The organism is Pseudomonas sp. R15(2017), from assembly GCF_002112685.1.
In the GTDB taxonomy this organism is placed as follows: Bacteria; Pseudomonadota; Gammaproteobacteria; order Pseudomonadales; family Pseudomonadaceae; genus Aquipseudomonas; species Aquipseudomonas glycinae.
Window position 1 is genome coordinate 43,950 of record NZ_NEII01000011.1, and the last position, 24,058, is coordinate 68,007.

The 24,058-nt window shown below is 60.8% G+C and carries 30 protein-coding genes; 11 read left to right on the forward strand and 19 right to left on the reverse strand.

Going from position 1 to position 24,058, the window contains the following annotated elements; all coding sequences use genetic code 11:
- Positions 1–85: 85 nt before the first annotated feature.
- The gene (locus tag CAF77_RS21675; RefSeq protein ID WP_039766327.1) at positions 86–604 is read left to right on the forward strand and encodes an acyloxyacyl hydrolase; all 519 of its coding nucleotides are present in this window, start codon (positions 86–88) and stop codon (positions 602–604) included.
- Between the two features lie 57 nt (positions 605–661).
- Here the strand turns inward: CAF77_RS21675 and CAF77_RS21680 are convergent, their stop codons facing one another.
- The 12 genes from CAF77_RS21680 to CAF77_RS21735 form a co-directional block, all read right to left on the reverse strand.
- Positions 662–967 carry a YkgJ family cysteine cluster protein gene (locus tag CAF77_RS21680; RefSeq protein ID WP_064384006.1) on the reverse strand — a complete coding sequence of 102 codons (306 nt, stop codon included), beginning with the start codon at positions 965–967 and terminating at the stop codon, positions 662–664.
- A 52-nt stretch (positions 968–1,019) separates the two neighbouring features.
- Positions 1,020–1,511, reverse strand: a complete 492-nt coding sequence (locus tag CAF77_RS21685) for a DUF2878 domain-containing protein (RefSeq protein ID WP_064384005.1) — start codon at positions 1,509–1,511, stop codon at positions 1,020–1,022.
- The gene (locus tag CAF77_RS21690) at positions 1,504–2,775 is read right to left on the reverse strand and encodes a cyclopropane-fatty-acyl-phospholipid synthase family protein (protein WP_011335916.1); all 1,272 of its coding nucleotides are present in this window, start codon (positions 2,773–2,775) and stop codon (positions 1,504–1,506) included. Before CAF77_RS21690 ends, CAF77_RS21685 begins: the two co-directional genes overlap by 8 nt.
- Positions 2,762–3,577, reverse strand: a complete 816-nt coding sequence (locus CAF77_RS21695; RefSeq protein WP_085655272.1) for a DUF1365 domain-containing protein — start codon at positions 3,575–3,577, stop codon at positions 2,762–2,764. Before CAF77_RS21695 ends, CAF77_RS21690 begins: the two co-directional genes overlap by 14 nt.
- Positions 3,574–4,821, reverse strand: a complete 1,248-nt coding sequence (locus CAF77_RS21700; RefSeq protein ID WP_064384002.1) for an NAD(P)/FAD-dependent oxidoreductase — start codon at positions 4,819–4,821, stop codon at positions 3,574–3,576. The genes CAF77_RS21695 and CAF77_RS21700 overlap by 4 nt, the downstream gene beginning before the upstream one ends.
- Positions 4,818–5,600, reverse strand: coding sequence for an SDR family oxidoreductase (locus tag CAF77_RS21705; RefSeq protein ID WP_064384001.1), 783 nt, complete (start codon positions 5,598–5,600; stop codon positions 4,818–4,820). The genes CAF77_RS21700 and CAF77_RS21705 overlap by 4 nt, the downstream gene beginning before the upstream one ends.
- On the reverse strand, positions 5,597–6,019 hold the full coding sequence (locus CAF77_RS21710; RefSeq protein WP_064384000.1) for a nuclear transport factor 2 family protein: 423 nt from the start codon (positions 6,017–6,019) through the stop codon (positions 5,597–5,599). Before CAF77_RS21710 ends, CAF77_RS21705 begins: the two co-directional genes overlap by 4 nt.
- Positions 6,012–7,457, reverse strand: coding sequence for a deoxyribodipyrimidine photo-lyase (phrB, locus tag CAF77_RS21715; RefSeq protein ID WP_139831619.1), 1,446 nt, complete (start codon positions 7,455–7,457; stop codon positions 6,012–6,014). The genes CAF77_RS21710 and phrB overlap by 8 nt, the downstream gene beginning before the upstream one ends.
- 20 nt (positions 7,458–7,477) lie before the next feature.
- A complete protein-coding gene (locus CAF77_RS21720; RefSeq protein ID WP_064383998.1) occupies positions 7,478–8,419 on the reverse strand; it encodes a MerR family transcriptional regulator in 942 nt (313 codons plus the stop codon).
- Positions 8,419–9,381: a DUF523 and DUF1722 domain-containing protein gene (locus CAF77_RS21725; RefSeq protein ID WP_011335909.1), complete on the reverse strand. Its 963-nt coding sequence runs from the start codon at positions 9,379–9,381 to the stop codon at positions 8,419–8,421. The genes CAF77_RS21720 and CAF77_RS21725 overlap by 1 nt, the downstream gene beginning before the upstream one ends.
- 112 nt (positions 9,382–9,493) lie before the next feature.
- Positions 9,494–9,709 (reverse strand): TIGR02450 family Trp-rich protein, encoded by a 216-nt coding sequence (locus tag CAF77_RS21730; RefSeq protein ID WP_064383996.1) that lies wholly within the window; start codon positions 9,707–9,709, stop codon positions 9,494–9,496.
- Complete coding sequence (locus CAF77_RS21735) at positions 9,706–10,692, reverse strand: NAD(P)/FAD-dependent oxidoreductase (RefSeq protein WP_064383995.1); 987 nt, start codon at positions 10,690–10,692, stop codon at positions 9,706–9,708. Before CAF77_RS21735 ends, CAF77_RS21730 begins: the two co-directional genes overlap by 4 nt.
- A 197-nt stretch (positions 10,693–10,889) precedes the next feature.
- On the opposite strand from CAF77_RS21735, the gene CAF77_RS21740 reads away from it, so the two are divergent.
- A complete protein-coding gene (locus CAF77_RS21740) occupies positions 10,890–11,792 on the forward strand; it encodes a TIGR01777 family oxidoreductase (RefSeq protein ID WP_064383994.1) in 903 nt (300 codons plus the stop codon).
- Between the two features lie 13 nt (positions 11,793–11,805).
- On the forward strand, positions 11,806–12,831 hold the full coding sequence (gene hemH / locus CAF77_RS21745; RefSeq protein ID WP_085655273.1) for a ferrochelatase: 1,026 nt from the start codon (positions 11,806–11,808) through the stop codon (positions 12,829–12,831).
- 88 nt (positions 12,832–12,919) lie between these two features.
- On the opposite strand, the gene CAF77_RS21750 is transcribed toward hemH, so the two are convergent.
- The gene (locus CAF77_RS21750) at positions 12,920–14,194 is read right to left on the reverse strand and encodes a uracil-xanthine permease family protein (RefSeq protein ID WP_064383992.1); all 1,275 of its coding nucleotides are present in this window, start codon (positions 14,192–14,194) and stop codon (positions 12,920–12,922) included.
- A gap of 2 nt (positions 14,195–14,196) precedes the next feature.
- Positions 14,197–14,835: a uracil phosphoribosyltransferase gene (gene upp / locus CAF77_RS21755; protein WP_007951682.1), complete on the reverse strand. Its 639-nt coding sequence runs from the start codon at positions 14,833–14,835 to the stop codon at positions 14,197–14,199.
- A 164-nt stretch (positions 14,836–14,999) separates the two neighbouring features.
- On the opposite strand from upp, the gene CAF77_RS21760 reads away from it, so the two are divergent.
- From CAF77_RS21760 to CAF77_RS21770, 3 genes are all read left to right on the forward strand, one after another.
- Positions 15,000–15,557 (forward strand): hypoxanthine-guanine phosphoribosyltransferase, encoded by a 558-nt coding sequence (locus CAF77_RS21760; RefSeq protein ID WP_007951681.1) that lies wholly within the window; start codon positions 15,000–15,002, stop codon positions 15,555–15,557.
- Positions 15,558–15,739: 182 nt separating this feature from the next.
- A complete protein-coding gene (locus CAF77_RS21765; protein ID WP_064383990.1) occupies positions 15,740–16,219 on the forward strand; it encodes a hypothetical protein in 480 nt (159 codons plus the stop codon).
- Positions 16,220–16,282: 63 nt separating this feature from the next.
- Complete coding sequence (locus CAF77_RS21770; RefSeq protein ID WP_064383989.1) at positions 16,283–16,570, forward strand: PA4642 family protein; 288 nt, start codon at positions 16,283–16,285, stop codon at positions 16,568–16,570.
- A gap of 75 nt (positions 16,571–16,645) precedes the next feature.
- Here CAF77_RS21770 and mqo read toward each other — a convergent pair whose 3' ends face one another.
- Together mqo and CAF77_RS21780 are read right to left on the reverse strand one after the other, a co-directional pair.
- A complete protein-coding gene (gene mqo, locus CAF77_RS21775; RefSeq protein WP_064383988.1) occupies positions 16,646–18,154 on the reverse strand; it encodes a malate dehydrogenase (quinone) in 1,509 nt (502 codons plus the stop codon).
- Between the two features lie 700 nt (positions 18,155–18,854).
- The gene (locus CAF77_RS21780; RefSeq protein WP_039766297.1) at positions 18,855–19,088 is read right to left on the reverse strand and encodes a hypothetical protein; all 234 of its coding nucleotides are present in this window, start codon (positions 19,086–19,088) and stop codon (positions 18,855–18,857) included.
- Between the two features lie 190 nt (positions 19,089–19,278).
- On the opposite strand from CAF77_RS21780, the gene CAF77_RS21785 reads away from it, so the two are divergent.
- Positions 19,279–19,863, forward strand: coding sequence for a YajG family lipoprotein (locus CAF77_RS21785; RefSeq protein ID WP_007951676.1), 585 nt, complete (start codon positions 19,279–19,281; stop codon positions 19,861–19,863).
- A 55-nt stretch (positions 19,864–19,918) separates the two neighbouring features.
- Here the strand turns inward: CAF77_RS21785 and CAF77_RS21790 are convergent, their stop codons facing one another.
- Positions 19,919–20,125, reverse strand: a complete 207-nt coding sequence (locus CAF77_RS21790; RefSeq protein ID WP_039766399.1) for a hypothetical protein — start codon at positions 20,123–20,125, stop codon at positions 19,919–19,921.
- Between the two features lie 193 nt (positions 20,126–20,318).
- Between CAF77_RS21790 and CAF77_RS21800 the strand changes: the two genes are divergently transcribed.
- On the forward strand, positions 20,319–20,597 hold the full coding sequence (locus CAF77_RS21800) for a hypothetical protein (RefSeq protein ID WP_011335898.1): 279 nt from the start codon (positions 20,319–20,321) through the stop codon (positions 20,595–20,597).
- A 49-nt stretch (positions 20,598–20,646) separates the two neighbouring features.
- Here the strand turns inward: CAF77_RS21800 and CAF77_RS21805 are convergent, their stop codons facing one another.
- The gene (locus tag CAF77_RS21805; protein WP_170928982.1) at positions 20,647–21,810 is read right to left on the reverse strand and encodes a 1-acyl-sn-glycerol-3-phosphate acyltransferase; all 1,164 of its coding nucleotides are present in this window, start codon (positions 21,808–21,810) and stop codon (positions 20,647–20,649) included.
- 142 nt (positions 21,811–21,952) lie between these two features.
- Here CAF77_RS21805 and CAF77_RS21810 point away from each other — a divergent pair, with 142 nt between their 5' ends.
- From CAF77_RS21810 to CAF77_RS21820, 3 genes are read left to right on the forward strand one after another with little or no spacing between them, the layout of a single operon-like run.
- On the forward strand, positions 21,953–22,135 hold the full coding sequence (locus CAF77_RS21810; protein ID WP_011335896.1) for a CPXCG motif-containing cysteine-rich protein: 183 nt from the start codon (positions 21,953–21,955) through the stop codon (positions 22,133–22,135).
- A 9-nt stretch (positions 22,136–22,144) separates the two neighbouring features.
- The gene (locus CAF77_RS21815) at positions 22,145–22,405 is read left to right on the forward strand and encodes a putative signal transducing protein (protein ID WP_064383985.1); all 261 of its coding nucleotides are present in this window, start codon (positions 22,145–22,147) and stop codon (positions 22,403–22,405) included.
- Between the two features lie 36 nt (positions 22,406–22,441).
- Positions 22,442–23,065, forward strand: coding sequence for an SOS response-associated peptidase (locus CAF77_RS21820; protein WP_085655275.1), 624 nt, complete (start codon positions 22,442–22,444; stop codon positions 23,063–23,065).
- Positions 23,066–23,203: 138 nt separating this feature from the next.
- On the opposite strand, the gene CAF77_RS29780 is transcribed toward CAF77_RS21820, so the two are convergent.
- The gene (locus tag CAF77_RS29780; protein ID WP_371915543.1) at positions 23,204–24,046 is read right to left on the reverse strand and encodes a methyl-accepting chemotaxis protein; all 843 of its coding nucleotides are present in this window, start codon (positions 24,044–24,046) and stop codon (positions 23,204–23,206) included.
- Positions 24,047–24,058 lie beyond the last annotated feature (12 nt).

The window sequence follows — 24,058 nt, forward strand, 5'->3', positions numbered from 1 at the left end:
GCTGAACTTCTGACCAAGCGCAGATTTCTATAGCGCAGAGTGACCTAGAAAACCAAACGATCGTTCCGGAAAAGGAAGTTTCAAAGTGAAGCGACTATTCTGCTTGGCCGCGATTGCGGCTGCACTGATGGGGCAAAGTTTTACCGCACAGGCTGCTGGCGTCGAGTTTGCAGTGGGTGCTACCAGTGATTCGACCATGACTTATCGCCTGGGCATGAATTTCGACTGGGACAAGAGTTGGCTGCAAAGTGACGTTGGTCGTCTGACCGGTTACTGGAGCGGCGCCTACACTTATTGGGAAGGCGACAAGACGTCGAGCAACAACAGCCTGTCGTTCTCGCCGGTGTTTGTTTACGAGTTCGCCGGTCAGTCGGTCAAACCGTATGTCGAGGCGGGGATCGGCGTGGCGCTGTTCTCCAACACCGAATACGAAGACAACAAGCTCGGCGGTTCCTTCCAGTTCGAAGACCGTATCGGTTTCGGCCTGCGCTTCAATGGCGGGCATGAGGTGGGGATCCGTGCGACGCACTATTCCAACGCCGGTCTGAGCAGCGACAACGACGGTGTGGAAAGCTACGCATTGCATTACACGATGCCGCTGTAAGCACGCGGAAAGTCAGTTCAAGAAAAAAGGAGCGCCAGGCGCTCCTTTTTTTTGTGCTCAGCGGTACGCCGTAGCAATCCCCTGGCGTTCGTCGAGGCATTCCGGGGCGCCCATTTCGAACTCGCGGCAGATCAGCGGGCGCTTCTCGTAGATCGTGCACATCATCGTGTCGCGATCCAGCGCCGCGCACCAGCCGTCATCCAGACGCAGCATCACCTCTCCACCCCAATCGTCGGTATCGATAAAGCGCTCGGGCACGCCGGTATCGGTAATCAGCATCACTTCGAGCTGACAGCAGCAGGCTGCACAGGTCGAGCAGGTGACAACGGGTTCGGCGATTTGCCGATGGGGAATGGTTTTCATGGCGCCAGTGTACGGCAGTGGCCGATGACCGTGTGAAAGGCCTGACAGGCGTTTAGCGCGCCAGCCGTCGGGACAATTGATGCAGCAACGGAAACAGCATCGCCCACAGCAGCGCCACGCCGATCAGGGTCGCAAGCTCACCGTGAGGAAACTGCACGCCGGCCAGTCGTCCGCCGGCACCGTAGGACAGGGCGCCCCCGACTGCGCCAAGCAGGCTGGCGAGCCACCACGGCCTGGCGCTCCATTGCAAGCAATGGCGCAACGTCGTGGCAAACAACGCCCAGAGCAACATCAGCCACAGCGGGATCAGCGGCGACAGATCCTTGAACTCGAAGACCCCGAGACCGCGCAGCGTACTGTCCACCGCCGTGCCGATAATCACTACGCAGAGCAACAGGCGACCTTCCTGCGCCCAGCTGCTGATCCAGCGCAGATGAATCACCAGCACCGCCAGCGCCAGTAGCAGCCAAAGGCTGTCGCCACCGAGCACGCAGGCCAGCCAGCCGATCTGGAACAGCACCGCGTTGGCCAACCGCTCAAGCATCGAACCGGCCCAGCAAAGGCTCGGTCATCGCCGCCGGTTTGGCCAGCACCAGTTGTGCGGTGCCGATGGTGCGCTCGAGGAATCCGCCCTCGCAGTAACACAGGTAGAACTCCCACAACCTGAGGAAGTAATCGTCATAGCCCAGTTCGGTCAGACGGCCGTGAGCATGGCGGAAGTTCTCGTGCCACAGGCGCAGGGTGCGAGCGTAGTGCAGGCCGAAATCTTCCATGTGCAACAGGTTCATATCGGTGTCGCGGCCGACGATTTCGAGCATTTTCTGTACGCAGGGCAGGGCGCCGCCGGGGAAAATGTAGCGCTGGATGAAGTCCACGCCACGGCGGGCCTGTTCGTAACGCTGTTCGCGGATGGTGATCGCTTGCAGCAGCATCAGGCCGTTGCTCTTGAGCAGTTGCGCGCATTGCTTGAAGTAGGTCGGCAGAAAGCGGTGGCCGACCGCCTCGATCATTTCGATCGACACCAGTTTGTCGTACTGGCCGGTGAGGTCGCGGTAGTCCTTGAGTAGCAGCGTCACCTGATCCTGCAAACCGAGGCGTTCGATGCGGGCCGCGGTGAAGGCGAACTGCTCTTTCGACAGCGTGGTGGTGGTGACTTTGCAGCCATAATGCTGCGCCGCGTAGAGCGCCATGCTGCCCCAACCGGTGCCGATTTCCAGCAGATGGTCGCCGGGCTTGAGCGCGAGTTTCTGGCAGATCCGCTCCAGCTTGTTCAGTTGCGCCTGCTCCAGGCTGTCGTCAGGGCTGAGGAACTGCGCGGCCGAATACATCATGGTCGGGTCAAGAAACTGCTCGAACAGGTCATTGCCCAGATCGTAATGAGCGGCGATGTTTTTCTGCGAGCCCTTGCGCGTATTGCGGTTGAGCCAGTGCAGCCCGCGCACCAGCGGGCGACCGAGCCGGGCCAGGCCACCTTCCATTGCGTCGAGCACTTCAAGGTTGCTGACGAAGACCCGCACCACGGCCGTCAGGTCCGGCGAGCGCCAGTAGCCATGGATGAAGGCTTCGCCCGCACCGATCGAACCATTGCCGGCGACCAGGCCCCAGACGGCCGGATCCAGAACTTGAATCTCGCCCACCAGGGCGCTGCCCGGCGTGCCGAAGACGTGGCGCTCGCCGTCCTCGATGACGATCAGTTGACCCTGCTTGAGCTGCTCCAGCTGGCGCAGTACTCCCCGGCGCAGCAGCGAACCGCTCAGGCCGTGAGGGCTGAACAGGCTGGCTTTGGCCGAGACGCTAGTGGATTTCATGGTGGCGTTCCTCGGTCGGTACAGTGGCGGTTCGAAAACGGTCGTCGGCGCGCTGGTGGTCATACACCGGGGTGCGCTTGAGCAACAGGCGCAGCGCCTGCCAATAGATCGCCAGCGCGGTCTTGGCAGTCATCCAGGGAAAGCGCCACAGGTGCCGGTGCAAGTGGCTTCGATCAAGGGGGTCGCGTTGCAGGTCGAGGGTGGCGTCGAACAGTTTTTGCTCACCCTGCCAGTCGGCCATGTGTACGCCCAAAGTCTGCGCGGCCGGGCTGAAGCTCATGCGGTATTCCAGGTCCGGCGGCAGGAACGGCGACACGTGAAAGGCCTTGGTCACGGCAAAGTGCTGATGAAAGTCCTGCAGATGAGTCGGCGCTCGAGCCGGCAGCACGTAGTGATAACGCTCGCGCCACGGTGTGTTGCGGACTTCGCAGAGAATCGCCGCCAGTTGGCCGTCGGCCTCGTGGCAATAGAAAAAGCTCACCGGGTTGAACGACAGGCCCCAGCTGCGCGGTTGGGTCAGCAGGCAGATCGAACCTTGCGGCGCATGGCCCAGGGCTTCGCCGACCAACTGGCGCACCGCATCGCTCAGGCGCACGCCCCGGTCGGTGAAGGTTTTCAGGTAATCGGTTTCGCGAAATGAAAACGGCGCAAAGCGGCTCGAACCCGCCAGTCGGGACAGGCCCAGCACCGCTTCCTGTTCAGCCAGATCCAGATACAGCATGCCGATCCGGTAACGGAATTGATGACGGCGCGGTGCGAATCGCCGATGGGCAATCCAGCCACTGTAGAGCGCGCTGTTCACAGACTTTCTCCGAAGGCTGCGGCCACGCGCAGGGCGCTGACCACGCCGTCCTCATGAAAACCGTTGGCCCAATAGGCGCCGCAATAATGCGTGTGTTGCGCGCCGTCGATTTCAGCCCAGCGCTGCTGTGCCGCCACGGCCGCGAGGCTGAATTGCGGGTGGGCATAGGTGAAGCGCGCCAGCACTTTGGACGGCGTGATGCCAGCGCTCTGGTTGAGGCTGACGCAGAACGTGGTGTCGCTCTGGATGCCTTGCAGAATGTTCATGTCGTAGGTCACGGCCGCCCGGGTATGACCGGCTCCGCCGAGGCGATAGTTCCAGCTGGCCCAGGCCCGCTTGCGCGTGGGCAGCAGACGGGTGTCGGTGTGCAGCAGCACTTCGTTGTCGGCGTAGGGCAGGGCGCCGAGGATTTCCCTTTCTTTATCGTCAGGACTCCCCAGCAGTCGCAGGGCCTGGTCGCTGTGGCAGGCCAGCACCACTTTGTCGAAACGTTCGATGCCGGCCGGGCTGTGGATAACCACGCCGTGCGCATCACGATCAATCCGGCCCACCGGGCAATTCAGGCGGATACGCTCCTTGAACGATGCGGTCAACGGCGCAATGTAAGCGCTGGAACCCCCCTCGATGACCTGCCATTGCGGACGGTTGCTGACCGACAGCAACCCGTGGTTCTCAAAAAAACGCACGAAGAACTGCAACGGAAAATTGAGCATTTCGGCCATCGGCATCGACCAGATCGCCGCGCCCATCGGCACGATGTAATGCAGGATGAAGCGCTCGCCGTAAGCGCCGGCCTTGAGGTAATCGTCGAGTGTGGTGTCCGCGGTGATCCGCTGTTCGGCAAGGTCGCGCCGGGCTTCTTTATTGAATCGCAGGATGTCGCGCAACATGCCCCAGAATCCGGGCGACAGCAGATTGCTGCGCTGGGCAAACAGGCTGTTCAGGTTGTTGCCGTTGTATTCCAGACCGGTGTCCGGATCGTTGACCGAAAAGCTCATCTCGGTGGGTTTGAACGTCACACCCAGTTGGCCAAGCAAACGGATGAAGTTGGGATACGTCCAGTCGTTGAACACGATGAAGCCGGTGTCCACCGCATACTCGCGCCCGTCCACGGTCACAGGCACGGTGTGCGTGTGGCCGCCGATCCGGGCGTCGGCTTCAAACACCGTAATGTCATGCCGACGAGCGAGCAGATAGGCACAGGTCAAACCGGCGATGCCGCTGCCGACAATGGCGATCTTCATGTTGCGTCCTTGAGCGGAGGGTTGCTGCGCACCATGCGTTTGCCAATTGCCAGTTGTACCCGCGCAGGCATTTTCGACAGTGGCCACAGCACCGCCATGAACAGTGCCGGAAAGGCGATTTCCAGCGGTCGATCTTTCAGCTTGGCGAAGATGTGCCGTGCGGCTTTATCCACAGGCCAACTGAGCGGCATCGGGAAATCATTTTTGGCGGTCAGCGGTGTCTCTACAAAACCGGGGCTGATCACGGTCACTTCAATGCCTTCGTCCGCCAGATCGATACGCAGGGACTCGAACAGATAGCGCAGCCCGGCCTTCGATGCGCCATAGGCTTCGGCGCGGGGCAGCGGCACATAGGTCACCGAGCTGGCCATGCCCACCAGATGCGGTGCCGTCCCTTTGCGCAGCAAGGGCAGCGCGGCTTCGATGCAATAGCTGCTGGCGAGCAGGTTGGTGCGCACCACGTGCTCGATGATCGAGGCGTCGAACTGTCGGGCATCGACGTACTCACAGGTGCCGGCGTTGAGGATCACTGTGTCCAGCGCGCCCCAGTCCATGGCGATCTTCTCGCCGATTTCCCGGACAGTCTGGCTGTTGGTCAGGTCTCCCGGCACTACCAGCACCTGGCCCGGATAGCGCTGTGCCAACACTTTGAGCGGCGCGACCTGTCGGGAACTGACCGCCAGATGTGCGCCGCTCTTCAGAATTTCTTCCGCGAGTGCCGCGCCGATGCCACTGCTGGCACCGGTCAGCCAATAACGCCGTGGAGCTGTACGACTCATCCCAATCTCCTTTTCAGCCAGGCGATCACCCGACCCAATATGGGTAAATGTTCATAAAGCAGTGCTCCGGCATCGAAGTAATCCCGATGACGGTAAACCTTGTCGCGCCAGAGCAGGTGCGAGCAGCCGGAGACTCGAATCAGTTGCCCGCTGGCCAGGCGCGGGTGGCGGTAGCTCATGACCCAGCGCAAATAACCTTCGCCGTCGCCGATCTGGTCGAAACCGTGGAAATCAAAGCGCAGTTCGTTGACGTTGGCGTACAACTCGCTGAAGTAGCTGCGCAGTTGCGCCAGTCCCTGCACTTCGTGCAGCGGATCGGTAAAATGAATGTCCTCGCTGTACAGTTCGTCCAGTTTGCGCAAATTGTCTTTATTCAACTGTGCGAACCGCTGGGCAAAACCGCGCAGAAATTCACTCATCGCTCTCTCCTTGAGACGACCGCGACGGCAGGTTCTTGAAGGCTGCCAGCGCCCGCTCCCGCGATGTGCTCAGATTGACGATCGGCGGCGGATAGTCCGCGACGCCGAACAGCCCGCCGGCACTGGCCGGGTTGTGTACGTCTTTTTTGTTCAGTCCGGCCAGCTCCGGCAGCCAGTGCTTGATGAACAAGCCTTCGCTGTCGAATTTTTCCGACTGGCTGACCGGGTTGAAGATGCGAAAGTACGGCGCCGAGTCGGTGCCGGTCGAGGCGCTCCACTGCCAGCCGCCGTTGTTCGCGGCCAGGTCGCCGTCGATCAGGTGGCGCATGAAGAAACGCTCGCCTTCGTGCCAGTCGATCAACAGGTTCTTGGTCAGAAACATCGCCACCACCATTCGCAGCCGGTTGTGCATCCAGCCGGTTTCCAGCAGTTGGCGCATGGCTGCATCGATGATCGGCAGGCCGGTGCGGGCTTCCTGCCAGGCGGCCAGATCCTCGGGGGCATCACGCCAGGCCAGGGCTTCGGTTTCCGGACGGAATGCGCGATGCCGTGAAACCCGTGGGTAACCGACGAGGATGTGTTTGTAGAACTCACGCCACAGCAATTCGTTGATCCAGGTGACAGCGCCGACCTTGCCGCTTTCGAATTCGCCCTGATTGCTTTGCAGGGCGGCGTGCAGGCATTGGCGCGGCGAGATCACGCCAGCGGCCAGATAGGCCGAGAGCTGGCTGGTGCCGGGTTTGGCCGGGAAGTCACGTTCGCTCTTGTAATAGTCGATCTGTGCATCGGCGAACGTGTCGAGGCGTCGCCGGGCCTCGGTTTCACCGGCGGGCCACAGGGCGCGCAGGGATGCGCCGGGAGTCGGGAATCCTTCGATGGCTTCTGGAACGGGGTCGCTGGCGATGTTCAGCGCTGACTGTTTGCCCGGCGCCTGTTTCAGCGAAGGCATCGAACGGTGCAGGTGCTCGTAGCAGACTTTGCGGAACTGACTGAACACCTGAAAGTAAGTGCCGGTGCGGGTCAGCACGCTGCCGGGCTTGAACAGCAATTGGTCGAGGTAGCTATGGAGCGTTATGCCTTCGGCTTGCAGCGCCTTGGCAACGGCTGCGTCGCGACGGCTTTCGTTGATGCCGTATTCCTCGTTGACGTGCACTGCCTCGATCTTCAGTTGCCGACACAGCTCGAGCAGCACCGCCGGTGCCTGATCCCAGTGAGACGCGGTGCGGATCAGGAGCGGCATGTTCAGGTCGCCGAGGCTTTTGCTCAGCTCGTGCAGATTGCGCAGCCAGAAATCGATCTTGCACGGCGCGTCGTCATGTTCCTGCCACTGCTGCGGACTCAACAGGTACACAGCCACGGTCGGGCCACGCTCGGCGGCGGCCGCGAGGGCGGTGTTGTCGTGTTGGCGCAGGTCGCTGCGCAGCCAGATCAATTGCATGTCGGTCTCTGTCTGAATCATTAAATCAATCCACGCTGAATGAGCACCCGATGCGCCGAAAGAGGGTCTTCGGCCAGGAGCAGATCAGCGAAATCGGAAGTCTCTGCGGACAACTCGGCGTGGTGAATGCACACCGTTGGTCCGGCAATCAGTTTCGGGCAGCTGATGCCATTCAACAGTTTCGGCAGTTGGGCAAGGTTCAGGGCTTTGCTGGAATACAGCAGTACGCCACGGGCTTGCAGGGTATCGGTTGCCAATGCCAGTTCGCCGGCCGGCAGCGGCCAGTCGAGTACTTGTACCGGGCAATCGGCGCTGCTGATGAGCCAGGCGCAGAGCCACAGATGCGGCTCCAGCGCCAGGTCCGATTGATTGACCAGCAGCAGCGGCGCAGTGCGCAACTGACGGTTGTTATGGTAGATGCGTGCGCCGAATTTGCTGCGCAACCAGGCATAAAAGAACACGCGCTCCATCTGCGCCCCGAACTGGCCCTGCCAACGTTGTTCGAGATCGCTCAGCAGCGGCAGCAACAATTGCTCACACAGGGTGCGCGGCGGATACAGCGCCATCGCCTGGTTGACGCTGTCGTCAAGGCTGCGCTCGTTCAGTTGAGTGACCGCCAACAGGGCGGCCTGACGCAGGGGATGCCATTCGTCTTCCACCGGTTCGTTCAAGGCCTGAGCCGTGTCGAGCAGCGGTTTGACCTGGCTGACCGCTACGCCACGGTTGAGCCAGGTGAGAATATTCTGGATACGCAGCACATGATCGGCGTTGTACAGGCGATGGCCCTTGGGCGTGCGTTGCGGCACGATCAGCCCGTAGCGCCGTTCCCAGGCGCGCAGGGTGACGGCATTGACGCCGGTCTGACGCGCGACTTCGCGGATCGGCAGCCAGCCTTCGTCGAGGGCTTTCTTGAAGTCGGCGCCGAGGTCTTCACGGGCGCTGGTGTCGAGTGAGTCGTTCATCAAATGGCGTTTCGCAGGCTGAGGTTTTCCGGATGCGGCTGCAGGTACACCTGCTGCGCAATGTAGGGATCCGGGTGGAGGCGAAAGTGATGTTTGAGCAGCGTCAGCGGTACTACCAGCGGCACGATGCCGTGTCGGTATTGGCCGATGATGTGCTGCACTTCCTGTTTGTCTTCGGGGCTGATGGCCTGCTTCAGGTAGCCACTGATGTGCTGCAGGACATTGCTGTGGGTGCGGCGGGTGGCGCATTTCTTGAGTGCCGCCATCAGTTCACTGAAATAGCGTGGGCCCAGTTCGATCGGGTCGGTCCGGCCCATGTTGCCCAGCAGATTGCCCAGCGCCTTGTATTGCACCGGGTTGTGAGCCATCAGCAGGTATTTGTAGCGCGAATGGAAGTCGGTGAGCGCGCGGCGGCTCAAGCCTTGCTGGAGCACTTGCTGCCATTCGCGGTAGGCGAGTACGCGGGTGATGAAATTTTCCCGCAGCACCGGATCGTTAAGACGCCCGGCTTCTTCCACCGGCAGGTCCGGATGCCGTGCACAGAACGCGTCGGCGTAAATGCCGCGCCCGCCACCATTCACCGGTGCGCCGTTGGCGTGGTAGACCTTGACCCGCTCCAGTCCGCAGGACGGCGATTGCTGCATGAAGATGTAGCCGCAGATGTCACTGAGTTCCCCGGCCATTTTCTCGCCGTAAGCGGCCAGTGGCTGGGTAACATTGATCGATGGATTGACGGTGCCGACCGCATCAGGCTTTTGCGGGTCGCCGACCAGACGAATCGGCTCGCGGGGTATCCCGAGACCAATCGCTACCTCAGGACAGACGGGAACGAACTCAAAATGCTCGGCCAGGGTGCGGCTGCACAAACGCGATTCCTTGTGGCCGCCGTTGTAGCGAACTTCGGCCCCCATCAGGCAGGCGCTGATGGCGATTTTTGGCAGGGACGTCGATGAGTCGGACATGCAACAACCTCGAATCTGATCCTGTACAGACGAATAGATCTGTACAACATTCTCTCAGCATAGATTCATGGGTGTACAAGTCAAACTTTTTGTATAAGTTTTTTTGAGGTTTTTAGCGCCAGCCCATTTTCCAGTGTGAATCATCCTGCAAAGCGCGCCAGTCGCATTGCTCGGTACGCCGGGTGAGCACAGCCTGCAATTCGATTTCCAGCACCGTACCGTCCTCGTCACGGAACAGTTCGGTCACCAGAAAATGCTTTTCACGGTTTTGCGGGTGGGCTGCTGTCCATTTCGACAGCAGCAATTTGCGCGGATTGATACGGTTCACTGCAAGTGTTCGTGCAAGCGTCTTGCCGCCTCCTGACCACTGAGCCATGCCCCTTCGACCCGACCCGACAGGCACCAGTCGCCACAGGCGTACAGACCCAGGTCGGCGTCGGCCAGAGTGCCCCATTCATGACTGCTGGCAGGCCGGGCATAGAGCCAGCGGTGGGCGAGGCTGAAGGTCGGGGCCGGCATGGCGCTGTGCAGCAACTCGGCGAAGGCGCCGTGCAATTGTTCGATCACCGCTTCCTTGGGCAGGTCGATGTGCTGCCTGCTCCAGGCGCTGGTAGCGTGCAGGACCCAAGTGTCGCATGTGGTGTCGCGCCCCGGTTTGCTGCGGTTGCGGGCCAGCCAGTCGAGGGCGCTGTCCTGGACGAAGCAGCCTTCGATCGGCGTATCCAGCGGCGTGTCGAAGGCGAGGGCGACGGCCCAGGTCGGGTCCATTTTCACCCCGGCGGCGGCACCGGCGAGTTTCGGCGCAGCGGCCAGCAGAGCAGTGGCCTGGGGCGCCGGCGTGGCGATCACGACGTGGCTGAACGGCCCGTGGGTGAAGCCTTCGGCGTCCTGCAGGTGCCAGTGTTGTTCACCGCGATAGACCTCGGTGATGCGGCAGGCGAAATGCACTTCCAGGCCATCGAGCAGGCCCCGGGTGATGGCACTCATGCGCGGCGTGCCGACCCAGCGGGTCTGCTCGTCCGGCGACAGGTTCAACTGCCCGCCATGAAAGGTGTAGAGCTGTGGCGCCCATTCGGTAACCCAGCCTTTGCTTTGCCAGCGCTGGACTTCGGTCACGAAGCGTCGGTCACGGGCAGTGAAATACTGCGCGCCCATGTCCAGCGAGCCGGCGTCACTGCGCTTGCTTGACATACGCCCGCCGCTGCCGCGGCTTTTATCGAACAACTGGACGGTATGCCCGGCATCCGTAAGGGCCTGGGCGGCGGAGAGTCCGGCGATGCCGGTGCCAATGATTGCGATAGGTACAGTCATAGGGGCCTCGTTTACCTTTCTGTACAGACTACGCCGTGGATGAAACCTGTACAATTCTGTTTTTTGGTATAACTTCCAGCGTTCTGGTTCTGACAGCTTGGCCTATGGTTAAACAATAGAGCCTGCCCGATAGAAAAGATCCCTGTTTATAAAAATAGACTAGTGATCGGGGTAAAACGCCACGCGAGGAAGAAGTCATGCACATATTGCTGACCGGCGGTACTGGATTGATCGGACGCCAGCTTTGCCGGCACTGGTCCGGGCAGGGGCATCGCCTGACGGTCTGGAGTCGTCGTCCGGAAAAAGTCGCGAACATCTGTGGCGCCCAGGTGCGTGGCATTGCGCGTCTGGAGGACCTTGGCGACGAGCCGGTCGACGTGATCGTCAACCTCGCCGGCGCGCCAATTGCCGACCGGCCGTGGACCCATCGACGCAAGGCGCTGTTGTGGAGCAGCCGGATCTCGCTGACCGAATCGTTGTTGGCGTGGCTGGAAAAGCGCGGGCAAAAACCGTCGCTGCTGATCTCGGGTTCGGCGGTGGGTTGGTACGGTGACGGCGGCGAGCGCGAGTTGACCGAGGACTCGCCGCCGGTGATCGACGATTTCGCCAGCCAGTTGTGCATCGCCTGGGAAGAAACCGCGCAACGTGCCGAGGCGATGGATATTCGCGTGGTGCTGGTGCGCACCGGGCTGGTGCTGTCGGCCGAGGGCGGCTTTTTGTCGCGCCTGCTGCTGCCGTTCAAGCTCGGGCTGGGCGGGCCTTTGGGCAACGGTCGGCAGTGGATGCCGTGGATTCATATCGACGATCAAATCGCCCTGATTGATTTTCTTCTGCACTGCAATCAGGCGAGCGGTCCTTATAATGCGTGCGCGCCGAAACCGGTGCGCAATCGCGAATTCGCCAAGACGCTGGGCAGTGTGCTGCACCGCCCGGCGTTCATGCCGATGCCGGCCCTCGCCTTGAAGGTCGGGCTCGGCGAGATGTCATTGCTGTTGCTGGGTGGCCAACGGGCCATGCCCAAGCGCTTGCTGGAAGCGGGATTCACTTTCCGGTTCACGGATTTACGCGCGGCCCTGGACGATCTTTCCAGCCGCCTCTGAAATAGGACGTTGCATGACCGATCACGCCTTGCTTCTGGTCAACCTGGGTTCGCCGGCCTCCACTTCGGTGGCCGATGTGCGCCGCTATCTCAATCAATTCCTGATGGATCCTTACGTGATCGACCTGCCGTGGCCGGTGCGGCGTCTGCTGGTGTCGCTGATCCTGATCAAGCGCCCCGAGCAGTCGGCCCATGCCTACGCTTCGATCTGGTGGGACGAAGGGTCGCCGCTGGTGGTCCTCAGTCGTCGCCTGCAGCAGCAGATGAAGGCACAGTGGACCCACGGCCCGGTGGAACTGGCCATGCGTTACGGCGAGCCGTCCATCGAGACTAGTCTGTTGAAGCTGGTTGCGGCGGGGCACAAGCGCATCACCCTTGCGCCGCTTTATCCACAGTTCGCCGACAGCACCACCACCACCGTGATTGAAGAAGCCAAGCGTGTGGTGCGCGAGAAAAAACTCGATGTGCAACTGTCGGTGTTGCAGCCGTTCTACGATCAACCGGAATACCTCGATGCCCTGGTGGCCAGCGCCAGACCGCACTTGCAGCAGGATTACGATCACCTGTTGCTGAGCTTCCATGGTTTGCCGGAGCGGCACCTGACCAAGCTTGACCCGACCGGCAACCATTGCTTCAAGAATGAAAATTGCTGCAAGAATGCTTCGGCTGCCGTATTGGCCACCTGTTATCGCGCCCAATGCCTGCGCACAGCGGCGTTGTTCGCTGAGCGCATGGGCCTGCCGGACGGCAAATGGTCGGTGTCGTTTCAGTCGCGGCTGGGCCGGGCGAAATGGATCGAACCCTACACCGAAGCGCGGCTGGATGAGCTGGCCAAAAGTGGCGTGAAGAAGATTCTGGTGATGTGCCCGGCGTTTGTCGCCGATTGCATCGAGACCCTGGAAGAGATCGGCGATCGCGGCAAGGAGCAGTTCCGCGAGGCGGGGGGCGAGGAGTTGGTGCTGGTGCCGTGTCTGAATGACGACCCGCAATGGGCGAAGGCGTTGGCAACGTTGTGTGAACGGGCGCCATTGGCCCTTTGATGATCGTCGATGATTGATCGTTCCCACGCAGAGCGTGGGAACGATCAGTGTGGGGTGATCCGCGTGGGAACGATCTTGAAGCCAAGGCTTAGATCAGCGGCTCATCCGCCTTCTTCTGTTTCCAGCTGTCGTTGCCCGGCAGCAGCAGGTTCAGCGCAATCGCCACCACCGCGCACAGCGCGATGCCTTTGAGCCCGAAATCATCCGGACCGGTGCCGGTGCCGACCAGCACACCACCGATACCGAACACCAGGGTCACCGAAACGATCACCAGATTGCGCGCCTCGCCCAGGTCGATCTTGTGACGGATCAGAGTGTTCATCCCCACCGCCGCGATCGAACCGAACAGCAGGCACAGAATCCCGCCCATCACCGGCACCGGAATGCTTTGCAGCAGGGCGCCGAACTTGCCGATGAACGCCAGGCTGATGGCGAAGATCGCCGCCCAGGTCATGATTTTCGGGTTGTAGTTCTTGGTCAGCATCACCGCGCCAGTCACTTCCGCGTAGGTCGTGTTGGGCGGACCACCGAACAGGCCGGCAGCCGTGGTGGCGATACCGTCACCGAGCAGTGTGCGATGCAGGCCCGGCTTCTTCAGGTAGTCGCGACCGGTCACGCTGCCGACCGCAATCACGCCGCCGATGTGTTCGATGGCCGGGGCCAGCGCCACCGGGACGATGAACAGGATCGCCTGCCAGTTGAACTCCGGAGCGGTAAAGGCTGGCAGGGCGAACCATGGTGCTGCGGCAATCTTCGCGGTGTCGACCACGCCGAAGTAGAAGGACAGGGCAAAGCCCACCAGCACCCCGGAAATAATCGGCACCAGACGGAAAATGCCTTTGCCGAACACCGCCACGATCAACGTGGTCAGCAGCGCCGGCATCGAGATCATCATTGCGGTCTGGTAATGGATCAGCTCCGAGCCGTCGCCAGCCTTGCCCATCGCCATGTTCGCGGCAATCGGCGCCATCGCCAGGCCAATGGAGATGATCACCGGGCCAATTACGACTGGCGGCAGCAGACGGTCAATGAACCCGGTGCCTTTGATCTTCACGGCCAGGCCGAGGAAGGTGTAAACGAAACCGGCCGCCATCACGCCGCCCATGGTCGCGGCGAGGCCGAACTGACCCTTGGCGAGAATGATCGGGGTGATGAAGGCAAAGCTCGATGCCAGGAACACCGGCACCTGACGCCCGGTGACGATCTGGAACAGAATCGTGCCTAAACCTGCGGTAAACAGTGCCACGTTCGGGTCCAGGCCCGTGATCAGTGGCATCAGCACCAGGGCGCCGAAAGCCACGAACAGCATCTGTGCGCCGGACAGTACCGTGCGCCAGAGCGGATCGTTGAACTCTTGCTGCATGCTTACGCGTCCTTCTGCTTGGTGCCGAAGATCTTGTCACCGGCATCGCCAAGCCCAGGAATGATGTAACCGTGCTCGTTGAGTTTCTGATCGATGGACGCGGTGTAGATGATCACGTCCGGATGAGCTTTCTCGACGGCGGCAATACCTTCCGGCGCGGCAACCAGCACCATTGCGCGGATGTCCTTGCAACCGGCTTTCTTCAGCAGGTCGATGGTCGCGACCATGGAGCTGCCGGTGGCGAGCATCGGGTCGATGATCATCGCCAGGCGTTCGTCGATTTCCGGAACCAGTTTTTCCAGATAGGTGTGGGCCTGCAGGGTTTCTTCGTTACGGGCAACGCCGACGGCGCTGACTTTGGCGCCCGGGATCAGGCTCAGCACGCCTTCGAGCATGCCGATGCCAGCACGCAGGATCGGCACGACGGTAATCTTCTTGCCGGCGATTTTCTCGACCGACACGGTGCCGCACCAACCTTCGATATCGTAGGTTTCCAGCGGCAGGTCTTTGGTCGCTTCATAGGTCAACAGGGCACCGACTTCCTGAGCGAGCTCGCGGAAATTCTTGGTGCTGATGTCTGCACGGCGCATAAGGCCAAGTTTGTGACGGATCAGCGGATGGCGGATCTCTTGGATGGACATGGGGAAAGGCTCCGGCGGCGGGCAAAAAAACCGGCCTAGATTAATCTATCCGAGGGTGATGTCCTATAGGACATACAGTACGTTAGTCCACAAATGCTTGATTCGGCCCCGGTTGATGCGTACCTTTGCCCGCTTTTCCGAAATCCGTCCCCCTGGAGAGCGCCATGTCCGCTGATCTCGAGCATATCCGTCAAATCATGCGAGAGGCTGACTGCCTGTACACCGAAGCTGAAGTCGAGGCTGCCATTGCCCGCGTCGGTGCACAAATCAACGAACAACTGGCCGACAGCAACCCGGTGGTGTTCTGCGTGATGAACGGCGGCCTGATCTTCTCCGGCAAACTGCTGACGCATCTGCAGTTCCCGCTGGAAGCGTCCTACCTGCACGCCACCCGTTACCGCAACGAAACCAGCGGCGGCGACCTGTTCTGGAAAGCCAAGCCGGAAGTCTCGTTCATCGACCGTGACGTGCTGATCATCGACGACATCCTCGACGAAGGTCACACCCTGGGCGCGATCATCGACTTCTGCCGTCACGCCGGCGCGCGCAAAGTGCACACTGCCGTGCTGATCGACAAGGATCACGACCGCAAGGCCCGTCCTGACCTGAAAGCCGATTTCGTCGGTCTGCCGTGCATCGACCGTTACATCTTCGGTTATGGCATGGACTACAAAGGCTACTGGCGCAACGCCAACGGAATTTTCGCCGTCAAAGGCATGTAATTCCGGGTAACCCCGATCCCTGTGGGAGCGGGCTTGCCCGCGATGGCGGACTGTCTGACACATTGATGTCGGATATGCCGACGCTATCGCGGGCAAGCCACGCTCCCACAGTTGTTTTGTGTGTGCTGATCCATCCGCGATACCCATGCTAGAGTGCTCGGCCCCGCCTCCCGGAGTCTGTCATGAGCCTCTTGATCCGCAGCTGCGCCGCCCTGTTGCTGACCCTCAGCCTGCCCCTGGCCGCCGCCCCGCTGCACAGCCAATTCCTGCCGCCCGACGACCTGACTCTGCGTGATGCCGAGCCCGAGCAGCAGCAATTGTTGCAGGTCACCGACTATTCTGTGGTGGTGGGGGCCCAGCGCCAGTCCAATCAGCAGCCGATTCCGGTCACCTCGTCTTTGATGATCCGCCTCAAAGGCAAATCCCTGAACAAGGGAGCGACGATCAATCAGGTGCTGGTCAACTTCGATGGCGAAAGCAAAAGCCTGAAAAAGCCGGCGTATGACGCCAAGAGCAAGACACTGACGCTCTACTACCCGCTGGCCCAGTACCGGGTGGTGATTGATCTGTTGCGCAACGACACCGTGTATTGCCAGTTCCTGACCTACGCCAACGGCCACATCTGGGCCGATTTGCACACCGGCAGCACGCGCTCGCGTTGAGCCTTGTGCCTGCGCAGGGGTAAACTGCCCGCCCCGTGAAATGTCTGCGAGCTGGAGTCGGCAATGCGTAAAGATAAGAAGCAAGTGATTGGTGACGAGATCGGCGATGAGCAGATCAAGCTGTTCCTCGATTTTGAGCCGGTCGACGCCACTTCGCCGTCGCTGCACAAACTGGTCAAGGCTTACCGTGGCCTGCGTATCGACGATTTCGAGCGTTTCCTGACGTTCTTCGTTGCCGCCGGTTATGACCTGGACGGAAAGGACGAGCACGGCCAGACCTTCGTCGACCAGATCCGCGATCAACGCAACGCGGCGGAATACATCGAGCTGATCGAAAAAGCCCGCGGCTGATCGGCCGAAGTTTTCCACAGGCATAAAAAAACGCCCCGCACTCACCGAGTGCGGGGCGTTTTTCATGGAGCCGAATCAGGCGTAGCTTTCGGTCTCGTTGCTGGCTTCAACCAGTTCCAGCGCGACGTTGTTCTGCGTGTTGATCTTGCGATAGAGCGCAGCGTCGGTTTCCAGGACCTTTTCGCGGGCCGGGAAGATTTCCGCCAGTTTGGCAGCCCACTCACCCTTGGCCTTGGCCGGGAAGCATTTCTCGATCAGTTCCAGCATGATCGAAACGGTCACCGAAGCGCCTGGCGAAGCGCCGAGCAGGGCGGCGAGGGAGCCGTCCTTCGCAGCAACCAGTTCGGTACCGAACTGCAGGATGCCGCCTTTTTTCGGGTCTTTCTTGATGATCTGCACCCGTTGGCCGGCCACTTCCAGGCGCCAGTCTTCGGCTTTCGCCTCGGGGTAGAAACGACGCAGGGATTCCAGGCGCTGTTCCATCGACTGCATCACTTCGCTGACCAGGTACTTGGTCAGGTCCATGTTGTTTTTTGCCACGGCCAGCATCGGCCCGATGTTGCCGGCGCGAACCGATAGCGGCAGGTCCATGAAGGAACCGTGCTTGAGGAACTTGGTGGTGAAGCCGGCGTATGGCCCGAACAGCAGGGATTTCTTGCCATCGACCACGCGGGTGTCCAGGTGCGGCACGGACATCGGTGGCGAACCCACGGCGGCCTGGCTGTAAACCTTGGCCTGGTGATGCTTGACCACTTCCGGGTTGTCGCAACGCAGCCACTGGCCGCTGATCGGGAAGCCGCCGAAGCCTTTGCTCTCTTCGATGCCCGAGGCTTGCAGCAGCGGCAGGGCCGCGCCACCGGCGCCGAGGAATACGAACTTGGCGTCGACTTCACGGCTGCTGCCGCTGTTGACGTCCTTGATGCTGACGGTCCAGCCGTTGGCGTTACGCTTGAGGCCGGTCACGCGCTTGCAGTACTTGACCTGGGCATCGGGTGCGCTGGTCAGGTGCTTGAGCAGCTGATTGGTCAGGGCGCCGAAGTTGACGTCGGTGCCGTTGATCACGCGGGTGGCGGCGAGCACCTGGTCTTTCGGACGACCCGGCATCATCAGCGGCATCCACTCGGTCATCTTCGCCTTGTCTTCGGTGTATTCCATGTCGGCGAAGGCGTGGTGCTTGCGCAGCGTATTGAAACGTTCCTTGAGGAACGACACGCCTTTCTCGCCCTCGACATAGCTCAAGTGCGGCACCGGGCTGATGAAGGATTTGCACGAGCCGAACGTGCCTTTCCTGGTCAGGTACGACCAGAACTGCTTCGACACCTCGAACTGGGTGTTGATGTGCACGGCCTTCTTGATGTCGACGGTGCCGTCGGCAGCCTGCGGCGTGTAGTTCAGCTCGCACAGGCCGGCGTGGCCGGTACCGGCGTTGTTCCAGGGGTTGGAACTCTCCGCGGCACCGGAATCCATCAACTCGACGACTTCCAGCTTGATCGCCGGGTCGAGCTCTTTGAGCAGTACTGCGAGGGTGGCACTCATGATGCCGGCCCCAACCAGAACTACGTCGACTGCTTCGTTATGCGCCATTTAACGCGTCTCCAAAATCTGCAGCACCAAATTGTCGGCATGGCTGCCAGGCGTCCAGGGCAGGTCAGTTGAGCCCCGGGTATCCTTGGTCAGGTGTGCCATGTCCGAATCTTCGCAATTTTTCGCAACTTCGACGGATGCGTGCGGCCTGGCTTAAAGAGTCCCATGAACTCATTTCGGCACGGGGCTGGCAATTCGACTTATGGTCGAGACATCCGTTTGTGCAACCAAATCCGTAGCGGACAGGCTTCAGGCTCCGGTAGTCGAGGCGTTCCCGTTCCTGTGTCGTTGGGCTGTTTCAGACGCTAATGGTGCATGTTCAGACGCAAAACTATTCATTTGCTCGCCACACTCTTGTGAAGTTGTGAAAACCCGTTTTTTTCACGCTCTTTTGAAGACGTGAACCTCAAAAAGGGCTGTCCGGGGCTGGCACCGTGCCCGGAGGGGCAAACAACTCAGTGGCCGAGCGTCATGACAGCTCTGCAGATTCGCGAAAAGCGGGATTTGCCAGGGAAACAGCAAGCACGCCAGCTTCACTCGATCTGTGTGGGCGGCTCTCTGTGGGCGATTTGGATGCCAATGCAAGCGCATTGACGCTGTTGCGGGGCCCGATCAGGAGACGTCCTTATAATCGGGGGGAGATTGTATCGAAGAAATGCGCGGAGTTGGTCGAGTTTAATGACTTTTATTAGGCATCCGGTCAGATGCTCAACATCGCTTGAGCCCGTGCGCGTGGGCGCTGCTGTTCGACCCGGGCGCTGGCGGGCAGTGGCTGGTGCAGCCAGTTGAGACGGATTTCCTCGATTTCCACCCAGCCGTCACCCATCGGTTGCAGGCTGCATTGCTTGAAGGCCTGGCAATGGCCGTTGCGGTCGAGCAGGGCAAAGCTGCGATGCAGCGGGCGTGGGGCGAACAACGAGATCAGATAGCGCATGGCAGTGTTCCTTTTGGGGATCTGTGAGGAAGATTGGCAAAGGGCCGTGACGCGCACGTGTATGGGGGGTGAAGAATCTGTGACAGGAACCGCTGGCAGCGGGTTTTGTCTGAGATTTCAGTGCTGGTGACCCACAGTGGCGCACCGCTATACTGCCGGCCTGTCTGTGCCTGATTCTGGAGAGAAGAGCATGTTGCAACGCCTGTTGTTCGGTTTGATCACTGTGACCAGTTTGACCCTGGTTGGCTGCGCCCACAGCCCGCAACAACTGAGCCCGGAACCGAAGCTGACCACTCAGCTGGCACCGGTCGGCCACGGCCAGCCTGTCGTGGTTCGTGTGGTCGATGGTCGTCCGTCGCCAACCCTCGGCACCCGTGGCGGCCTGTACCCGGAAACCAGCGCCATCACTGTTCAGCGCGAGCAGATCCTGCCGAAGTTGCAGGCCCAGGCTGAGGCGGCCGTGCGTCTGCTCGGGTTCACTCCGACCAACAACGCGCCCAATGCACCGCAACTGACCGTGACCTTGGCGGAACTGAAATACCAGTCGCCGAAAGAAGGCATGTACGTGACCGAGGCCACCATCGGCGCGACCTTCCGCTCCGACGTGCAGAACGCCAACCGTCGCTACAGCGGCCGTTACGGTGCCTCGCTGGACCAGCGTTTCGGCATGGCGCCGAACCAGGAAACCAACACCAAACTGGTCAGCGACGTGCTGAGCGATGCGCTGACCCGTCTGTTCAAGGACCCGACCGTGGGTCAGGTCCTCGCCGAGTAAGTGTTCGGTTGATGTGAAAAAGCCCGGGGCCAGTGATGGCTCCGGGCTTTTTCGTTCAGGCGGCTTGTGAATAGAAGTCGAGAACGCTGACGCCGGTCAGCAGGTCGGTCTCGGGCAAGTCCGCATGCTGGTGCCCGCCGAGGGCGCAATACACCAGCCAGTGGCGATCCTGGACATTGAAGGCCAGGCTGCCGACGAGGGTTTGCTGCTCGTCGGACGGGGAGATGAGGTACAGGCGATCCTGGTTTTCAGCGTGAAGCATGTCGCGTTCCGTGTCGGTTTCGAGGCGCGCAGGGTGACTGAAACAAATGACGATGCCGTGACACAGGACAGCCATCGGTCGATTGACGGGTTATTTGTCGTAAAGGGTAGGGCAGTCGGGGAGGGTTTCGGTAGAATCCGCGCCGCGGTCGTCGGTCTGGCGCTCGCCATACCGGTCTAGATTGAGGTCTGTGATGTCGCTGCACTTGATGACGCTGTTTACTGCCCATCCCGCCAAGCTGATTAACCTGTTGGCCTTGCTGTTGGCCTTTCCCGGCAGTTGGCTGCTGCACGCGACCCGCCGCCGTGAACAACGGGCCATGGCCAGTATCGCGGCCCAGCGTCAGAGTCAGCCGGATCAGGAACCGGTGCTCGATTGGGCGACCCTGCGCATGAACCGCTTCTTCTATCGCTTCGGTTTTGCCTGCCTGGGCCTGGCATTGCTGGTGTCCTGGATCAGTACCCGCTTCTGAACGAAAAACGGCGCCCGAAGGCGCCGTTTTTGTCTCTTGCCGAAACCGCTTACAGCGGCAGGCCAGCCTTGACCCGGTACTGATTGCGCACCGGCGTCGCATATTGCAGCACCAGATACGGACGATGCTCTTGCGGGCAAGCGTCCAGACGGCTTTGCCATTCTTCCTGGGCCTTGGCCAGTTCCTCGGCGCCAAACACTTCGGCAGCCTTCGGCACGTTCAGTTGCGGATCGGCATCAGCCCACTGCGCGTATGCCAGGTAATGCACCGGGAACAACCGGTAGCCGCCGAGAATCTGCTTGTCCATTTCGACCGCCAATTGCTTGGTGTCCTCGAACAGCTCGGTGATCGGCGCGGCGAAGTTCACGTGCACCCGGCCCTTGTAGCCGGTGATGCCCTTGGCAATGCTCACGTCATCCTCGCCCGGCGCCTTGCTGTAGGTGCCGGTGGTGGCGCGGATGTACAGCTCGCGGGCCTTGGCCTGGTCGCACGGGTCGTATTCGTAGCTGATCGACACCGGGGTCAGGTTCAGCGACTGAATGACTTCGCCGAACGGCTCGTCCTTGCGGCTCATGTGGAACATCTTGAGGATCGCCGATTCGGTACGGTCGTCGCCGTCCTTCGCGCGGCCTTCGGCCTGGGCGATCCAGATCGAGGCGCAATCGTTGCGGATCGAGTGGTTGATGTACGCCGACAGCAGTTGATACGCCGCCATTTTCTCGCGGCGCCCGGTGATCGAACGGTGCACGATGAAGCTCTTGTTCAGACGCATCAGATCGCTGACGAACGGCTTTTGCAGCAGGTTGTCGCCAATTGCGATGCGTGGGGTCGGCAGGCCGGCGTGGTACACGGCGTAGTTGACGAAGGCCGGATCCATCACAATGTCGCGGTGGTTGGCAATGAACAGATAAGCGCTGCCGGACTTGAATTGCTCGACACCGGTGTAGGTCACGCCGTCGGTGGCGCGCTCGATGGTGTGGTCGACGTAGAACTCGACCTTGTCCTGCAAAGTGGCCACGGAGGTCACGTCGGCAAACTCACGACGCAGCCGATGGGCTATAAGTGGTTTGAGCATCCAGCCGAAGGCACCGGCAAAACGCGGGAAGCGGAAGTGGGTGAGGATATCTAGAAACGCCTTGTCGCCGAGCAGTCGCGCCAGTACCGCAGGTACTTCGCTGTCGTCGTAAGGTCGGATGGCATCGAATTCGCCCATCATGCTCTCTTGTTGGAAACGGCTAGGGTAAGTAAAGGTTTTGATCGAAAACCAACGGGGCACGGTCTGAAAAAGTAGCCAGACAAAAATAGCCCTGCAAATAGACCGGCGATTATACGCACAAGTCACCCGGGAGACCGCGATGCTGGAAAGCGCAGTATATGAATGTCCGTATTGTGGTGAAGAGGTCGAGACGACCGTGGATCTCTCCGCTGGCGACCAGACCTATATTGAAGACTGTCAGGTGTGTTGTCGGCCGATCACGTTTGTTTTGCAGGTCCACGGAGAGGACTGGTTTCTGGAAGTCTTCAGCGAAAATGAGTGAGGGGCGCCCATGCAGCGAATCTACGAACCGGAAAACCTGATGGAAGGCGAGATGCTCAAGGGCATGCTCGCCAGCGAAGGCATCGAGGCGCATCTGGTCGGGCGCGATCTGCTGGGCGGCACGGGGGAGTTGCCGATCTTCGGTTTGCTGGGCCTGTCGGTCGATAACGACCAGGCCGAATACGCCCGCGAGCTGATCCGTGCGTACAATGCCGCGCTGCCGCTGCCCGGCGATGAACCGGACAGTTATCCCGGGACGCTGGTCTGTTAGGCTGGCGTTCGTTTTGTTTGTGAGTCGTGCTGCCCCATGTGTGGACGTTATGCCCTGTTTCGCTGGAACCGCGATTTCGCGAGCCTGCCAGGTTTTCCTGCCGATCAGCAGGCGCAGTGGAACATTTCCCCCAACGATTCGGTGTTGATGCTGCGCGCCGAACCTGACGGCCAGCGCACGCTGGCCCGTGCCCGTTGGGGCCTGACGCCGCCGTGGCTGACCGACCTGTCACGCACGCCGGCCCACGCTCGGGCCGAAACCGTCGCCGAACAGCCGATGTTCCGTGAAGCCCTGCGTCTGCGGCGCTGTCTGCTGCCGGCCAACGGTTTCTACGAATGGCGCGGCAATGTGCGCAAACGGCCGTACTGGCTGACACCGGGGGAGGGGGCTTCGCTGTATTTTGCGGCGATCTGGGAGGCGTATCCGGTGCAGGAGCAGGTTTGGCTGAGCACTGCAGTGATCACCCAGCCGGCGGCCAGTCAGCGCCGACCGTTGATTCTCGATGAGGCGGGGCAGGCGGCGTGGCTCGATCTCGAGACGCCGCTGCATGTCCTGCAAGGCCTGCTCGCCAGCGAACCCGCTGCCTTGCGCGAGCGGGTGCTGGCGAATCTGGTCAATGATCCGAAGCTCAACGGGCCGGAGTGTCTGACTCCGGCCTGATGTGTCGCTGCTCGCGGCCCAATCGCGAGCAAGCTCGCTCCCACACTGGATTTTCGGTGCTCACACACTTTGTGATCACACGCTCCCCTGTGGGAGCGAGCTTGCTCGCGATAAGGTCCGAAGGACCTTCCGGCGTCTTTACACCTTGAACTGATTGATCAACCGCCGCTGCTGCTCCGCCAGTTTGGTCAGATCCGCACTCGCCGAACTCGACTCATCCGCACCACCCGCCACTTCATTGGCCACCTGACCGATATTGATCACGTTGCGGTTGATGTCGTCGGCCACCGCGCTCTGTTCTTCGGCAGCACTGGCGATCTGGGTGTTCATGTCGTTGATCACCGACACTGCCTGGGTGATGGTTTCCAGCGCTTCGGCTGCCTTGGCCGCGTGTTGCACGCTTTCGTCGGTGCGGTTCTGGCTGTCTTCCATGACCCGCACTACATCGCGAGTACCCTGTTGCAGTTGCTGGATCATGCTCTGGATTTCTTCGGTGGCCTGCTGGGTTTTCTGCGCCAGGTTGCGCACTTCATCGGCCACCACCGCAAAACCGCGTCCTTGTTCACCCGCGCGGGCCGCTTCAATCGCCGCGTTGAGGGCCAGCAGGTTGGTCTGCTCGGCGATCCCGCGAATGGCGATCAGGATCGCGTTGATGTTTTCGCTGTCCTTGGCCAGGGTCTGCACCACGTCCACGGCCTTGCCGATTTCCACGGCCAGCACGCCAATCGAGTTGGAGGTGTCACGCACGATCTGCATGCCCTGACTGGCGGCCTGATCGGCATGGCTGGCGGCTTGTGCCGCCTGGGTCGCGTTGCGCGCGACGTCCTGGGCGGTGGCGGTCATTTCCTGCACGGCGGTGGCCACCTGATCGATCTCGGCCATCTGTTTCTGAATGCCGATATTGGTCCGGATCGCGATGTCCGCGGTGTGCTCCGAGGAATCGCTGACGCTCTGTACCGACGCCACCACCTGCGTGATCATCCCCTGCAATTT